General features: G+C 64.1%; 3 protein-coding genes, 2 rRNA genes and 2 pseudogenes (1 of these 7 only partly in view). All 7 read left to right on the forward strand.

The genetic code is table 11. From position 1 onward, the window contains the following. Positions 1–1,043 (forward strand): 23S ribosomal RNA (locus AW27_RS17935) (it extends 2,076 nt beyond the left edge of the window). A gap of 79 nt (positions 1,044–1,122) precedes the next feature. Next, positions 1,123–1,239, forward strand: a 5S ribosomal RNA gene (rrf, locus tag AW27_RS17940). A gap of 109 nt (positions 1,240–1,348) precedes the next feature. Then, positions 1,349–1,705 (forward strand): hypothetical protein, encoded by a 357-nt coding sequence (locus tag AW27_RS17945; protein ID WP_037931099.1) that lies wholly within the window; start codon positions 1,349–1,351, stop codon positions 1,703–1,705. Positions 1,706–1,722: 17 nt separating this feature from the next. Beyond that, entirely contained in the window at positions 1,723–1,992 is a 270-nt protein-coding gene (locus AW27_RS17950) for a hypothetical protein (RefSeq protein WP_157840355.1), read from the forward strand. Between the two features lie 646 nt (positions 1,993–2,638). Further along, a pseudogene (locus tag AW27_RS17955) lies at positions 2,639–2,826 on the forward strand (IS982 family transposase); the annotation flags it as partial. A gap of 450 nt (positions 2,827–3,276) precedes the next feature. After that, entirely contained in the window at positions 3,277–3,588 is a 312-nt protein-coding gene (locus AW27_RS17960; RefSeq protein WP_037931093.1) for a hypothetical protein, read from the forward strand. Positions 3,589–3,613: 25 nt separating this feature from the next. After that, positions 3,614–3,854: pseudogene (locus AW27_RS17965) on the forward strand (IS5/IS1182 family transposase); the annotation flags it as partial. Positions 3,855–5,000 lie beyond the last annotated feature (1,146 nt).

The following is a 5,000-nucleotide window of genomic DNA, read 5'->3' on the forward strand; positions in this document are numbered from 1 at the left end:
GTGACCTTTCGGGGTTGCGAAGCTGAGAACTTAAGCGCCAGTAAACGGCGGTGGTAACTATAACCATCCTAAGGTAGCGAAATTCCTTGTCGGGTAAGTTCCGACCTGCACGAATGGCGTAACGACTTCTCGACTGTCTCAACCATAGGCCCGGTGAAATTGCACTACGAGTAAAGATGCTCGTTTCGCGCAGCAGGACGGAAAGACCCCGGGACCTTTACTACAGTTTGATATTGGTGTTCGGTTCGGCTTGTGTAGGATAGGTGGGAGACTTTGAAGCATCAACGCCAGTTGGTGTGGAGTCGCCGTTGAAATACCACTCTGGTCGTGCTGGATGTCTAACCTCGGTCCGTGATCCGGATCAGGGACAGTGTCTGATGGGTAGTTTAACTGGGGCGGTTGCCTCCTAAAGGGTAACGGAGGCGCCCAAAGGTTCCCTCAGCCTGGTTGGCAATCAGGTGTTGAGTGTAAGTGCACAAGGGAGCTTGACTGTGAGACCGACGGGTCGAGCAGGGACGAAAGTCGGGACTAGTGATCCGGCGGTGGCTTGTGGAAGCGCCGTCGCTCAACGGATAAAAGGTACCCCGGGGATAACAGGCTGATCTTCCCCAAGAGTCCATATCGACGGGATGGTTTGGCACCTCGATGTCGGCTCGTCGCATCCTGGGGCTGGAGTCGGTCCCAAGGGTTGGGCTGTTCGCCCATTAAAGCGGTACGCGAGCTGGGTTTAGAACGTCGTGAGACAGTTCGGTCCCTATCCGCTGTGCGCGTAGGAATATTGAGAAGGGCTGTCCCTAGTACGAGAGGACCGGGACGGACGAACCTCTGGTGTGCCAGTTGTCCTGCCAAGGGCATGGCTGGTTGGCTACGTTCGGGAGGGATAACCGCTGAAAGCATCTAAGCGGGAAGCCTGCTTCAAGATGAGTATTCCCACCTCCTTGAGAGGGTAAGGCTCCCAGTAGACGACTGGGTTGATAGGCCAGATGTGGAAGCCCGGTAACGGGTGGAGCTGACTGGTACTAATAGGCCGAGGGCTTGTCCTCAGTTGCTCGCGTCCACTGTGTTAGTTCTGAAATAACGAACGGCTGTGATTACATGCCAGCGTTCTAAATTTCATAGTGTTTCGGTGGTCATAGCGTTAGGGAAACGCCCGGTTACATTCCGAACCCGGAAGCTAAGCCTTTCAGCGCCGATGGTACTGCAGGGGGGACCCTGTGGGAGAGTAGGACGCCGCCGAACAATTGTTGTGGGGAAGCCCCGTACCTTCTGGTACGGGGCTTTTCCGCGTTCACCAACAGTTTCCGAGGTTCGGCTCTGTATCCTGGCATGCGTTCCCCTGGAGGAAGCGATGACAGCACAGCAGTGGGAAGACGGCGGACCTCTCGTCCCCCAGCCGGCGATGACCCGGGAAGCCCTGCGGGATGCCGTGCGACGGATCGACATGGCCAGCCTGGCCGTGCTCGACAAGGAGTGCAATGAGGCCTTCGACCGTGCCGCGGAGACGGGTGCCATCAACCCCCTGCGGTTCTTCTTGATCAAGTGGGCCACGCACGTGGCAATCCACCGCTGGCCCGCACGGTCGGCAGCACTGCACGAAGCAGAACGCGTCGCGGGCGACCCCGATGCAACGGAGGAGCAGTTCCGCGCCGCCATGGAGACCAGTAGCCGCATCCTCGCCGAAGCCCAGCGCGAGATCGGTCAGTGACCCGGCGCGGCGAGGGCGTGCAGAACGACAGAGGCTGGGCATGGGAGTGCGACCCCAACCGGCTGTGGGTGCTCGGTGACATGCCCGCAGCACAGCAGGAGCTGGTGGACGCCGTCATGGACGGCCTGGTCGACCTCGCCGCGATGGGCATCGACCCCAAGGACGGCAGCCTCTACGAGGACCCCCACCCGATGCGGTTGCGCACGTACGAGGACGAGCACCTCATGGTCTGGTACCAGACCATCGCGCACCGGAGCCGGGTCTACCTCAAGCGCGTGAACCTTTGACCCGAAGCGGGCTGGAAGGCCGGGCCACGTCAACGCATGCGCCGAACTCGGACCAGGCCGGACTGGCGGCCGGCAGCGGCAGCGGCTGAGGAGCGCGATATGCGTCAAGCCGGTGTGCGCGAGGGCCCCTTCCGGAGTACAGCAGGCGCTGTGGGGGGCTCGCAGTCGCGTGTGGCGCGCCACCGCCCCACGGCGGACGCGTTGACGTAGCCGTCCCGCGCCGGCTGTCGCTCCGCCCGCCGCCGCGGCGACGGCACTACGGGTCGGGGAGCTCATTCCGATGTGATCAGTGGCCATAGGCAGCCGCTGTGCTTCCCGAATCGAGCTGATCTTGGAGATCATCCACCGGCTCGATCAGGACGCGGTCGGTCACCTGCGCAGCCATCCCTTCCTGGGAGGATCGGCTGGCGCGGGATCCCGTGCAAACACCAGCTCAGCGACGCAGATGCGCAGCAGCTGGGAGAGTGTGGAGGGACTGTCAGAGCGGTCGTACCGGACCAACCAGGTCTGCTCCACGAGCCAACTCGTGGGGGAGGTCTGGAACACGAGCCGGCCGTACTTCTCCGGGCGACGGCCCACCGCACATAGGTCCGGCTTATCTCCTCGGCCCGGGCAGCGCACGGGCGATAGCCTCCTGAAGTCGGGGCGGCAGTTGATCGAGTCGGTCAACGACACCCTGAAAGGCCAGCTCGACCAGGAACAGCACGGTGGCCGACCCTCGAAGGCGTCGCCGTCCGCGTCGCCCAGTGCATCCTCGCGATGGCCGCCGCGATCTGGCACGACCACAAGATCGGCCAGCCCGTCATCCGATCCTTGATTGCTTATGACCACTGATCACGTCGGAATGACTCGTCCAGGCCGAGGCGGTCCGCACCGGTCGTCAGCTGCTGTGCACCGAGGAGACCGCACGCGCATCGGACCGTGTGCGGCTGTTGAAGGAACCAGTCACGCTTGCGTTGGCTGTCAGCGCGGAGCTGTCGGGGACGCTGTGACGAAAAGCGACCGCCTCGACCACGCCGGATACCTCCGGGCCTTCTCCGCGATCACCGCCTCACCCGCGACGCCAGGTCCATGACCGGAGCCGCCGCGATAGCCGTGCAGACTGGCACGCCGCCGCCCAGCGCAACCTCTTCAACCGCATGGTCGGCCAGCTCTCCCCCTGCCTGCAGCAAGGCGGCTGGTTCGTCGAACCGGCTGCCTTCCCCTCGGCGGCCGAGACAGCCGGCGCCTGACCTGCGGCATCGAGCCTTGCCCAGGTCACTCACATCCGTCGATCATTCGCAGATGAGATCCGAAGTTCAGACGTTCGTCGCAGACGGCTCTCTGCCCGGCTGGGACGCCGACGAGCGGGAGCTCGACCGGCGAGTCAAACAAATCGAGGCCATCTCTGCACCCGTCACACGGATCGAGGCGCAGGCCCTGGCTGGCTGCTTCGGCCCCGACGACTGCTACGGCGTCGCCTGGTCGCTGCTGCACCTGATCGAGACCAGCCCTGGCCCGGTGCCGGCGGTCGCACCCCCCGGACCCGATGCCGATGACTGGCACCACACGCTCTGGAACCGCTGGGGAACCACGGGCTCACCGACGACGACGTGATTCGTGAGAGACCTGAGGTGTCTGGATACCACCGTTCTCCGGGCTGAGCCCACGCAGCTTGGGGTAACGGGTGACGGTGCTACGTCGCGCCGCTGCGGGCCGGGTCCGCGAGGGCCCGCCGTGGATCCTGGCGTTCCTCGCTGTTCGGGATCTCGAAGCCGGCAGCCGACCGCATCATCGACCCCCTCGGGCCGATGTTCGCGCTCCAGCCTCGCAAGCGGTTCACCAAGGACGCCGTACTCATCGTGGACGACACCCTGGTCCCAGTGTCGACAGCGCGCGCTGGGACGGGTGGGTCTTGTAGCACCGGTGCCCCTCTGGGGCGGGGATGAGCGCCGTGGTCCACTCCACGGGCGCAGGGGGAGGTCCAGTGCGGCGAGGATGACCGACGAGTACCCGGGGAAGCGTGGTGGAGACGTCGGACGTCTCGACCGACAGCCCGGGGGCTTGCTCGTGCTCGTTGCATTTCGCAGACAGCCCCCTGATCAGCGGGTATCTCGAAGAAGCTCGCGGTGTCGGACTCCGTGGTCGCGCCACACCACGGCCGGGTGCATCGCTTCGCAGGGCCGCTGGCCCCGGGGTGCGTTCGGTGCCTCGGTGCCGCAGACGGGCTCATGAGTGTCAGCGCATGGCGGAGTCAACGCTCTCGGGCCTGTTCGTACGGAGCCGAATCTACGAGCCGGAAGGCCACGCGGCCTGTGCTGTGAGGACGGCGCACCCCGTGCTCGTCCTCGCTGGCGAGGTGACCGGCTCGTAGCTGCTGCCCACCAGGAGGACCATCCAGCCGTGCCGGCCGCCGGCAGGCCAAGAGGCTGGCCGGGCGCCAGGAGGTACGAGACGCGGGTACGGCGTAGCCGGGGCGCTCTCGTCCCGCTCCGGCGGTGTCGCCCAGTAGGAAGAAGACACGATCGCCGCAACCACCCACGGATACGGCGGTCCTCACAGAGCGGTCGTCGACCGCATCCGCTACCGCATGAACTCCGCGAGGACGGACGTCGGCTACGGCCGAGGCTCGGCGGCGTTTTGACTCCCCGCGGGCCCGGTTGTAGAGTTGAACAGTTGCCTGGAGCGGACACGCTCGGCAACAGCCCCCACAAGGATGCACTTTCGAGTGGGGACACTCGACTCTTCATTCGGGAATCGAAGCCGGGGAAATCCGGTGGAAAACTTCTGATAGAGTCGGAACCGCCGGAAAGGGAAACGCGAAAGCGAAAACCTGGAAAGCGCCGAGGAAATCGGACACGAAAGAGTCTGATAGAGTCGGAAACGCAAGACAGCAGAACGAAAGCCCGGAGGAAAGCCACGGCGAGTGTCGCTGGGGTGAGTACAAAGGAAGCGTCCGTTCCTTGAGAACTCAACAGCGTGCCAAAAATCAACGCCAGAAGTTGATACCCCGTCCACTTCGGTGGATG

Origin of the sequence: Streptomyces sp. PCS3-D2 (assembly GCF_000612545.2) — a bacterium.
GTDB lineage: Bacteria > Actinomycetota > Actinomycetes > Streptomycetales > Streptomycetaceae > Streptomyces.

Bases quoted from the DNA above. Each gene is read 5' to 3' on its own strand.
- AW27_RS17945 (WP_037931099.1), top strand. From the start codon at position 1,349: ATGACAGCACAGCAGTGGGAAGACGGCGGACCTCTCGTCCCCCAGCCG.
- AW27_RS17960 (WP_037931093.1), top strand. From the start codon at position 3,277: ATGAGATCCGAAGTTCAGACGTTCGTCGCAGACGGCTCTCTGCCCGGC.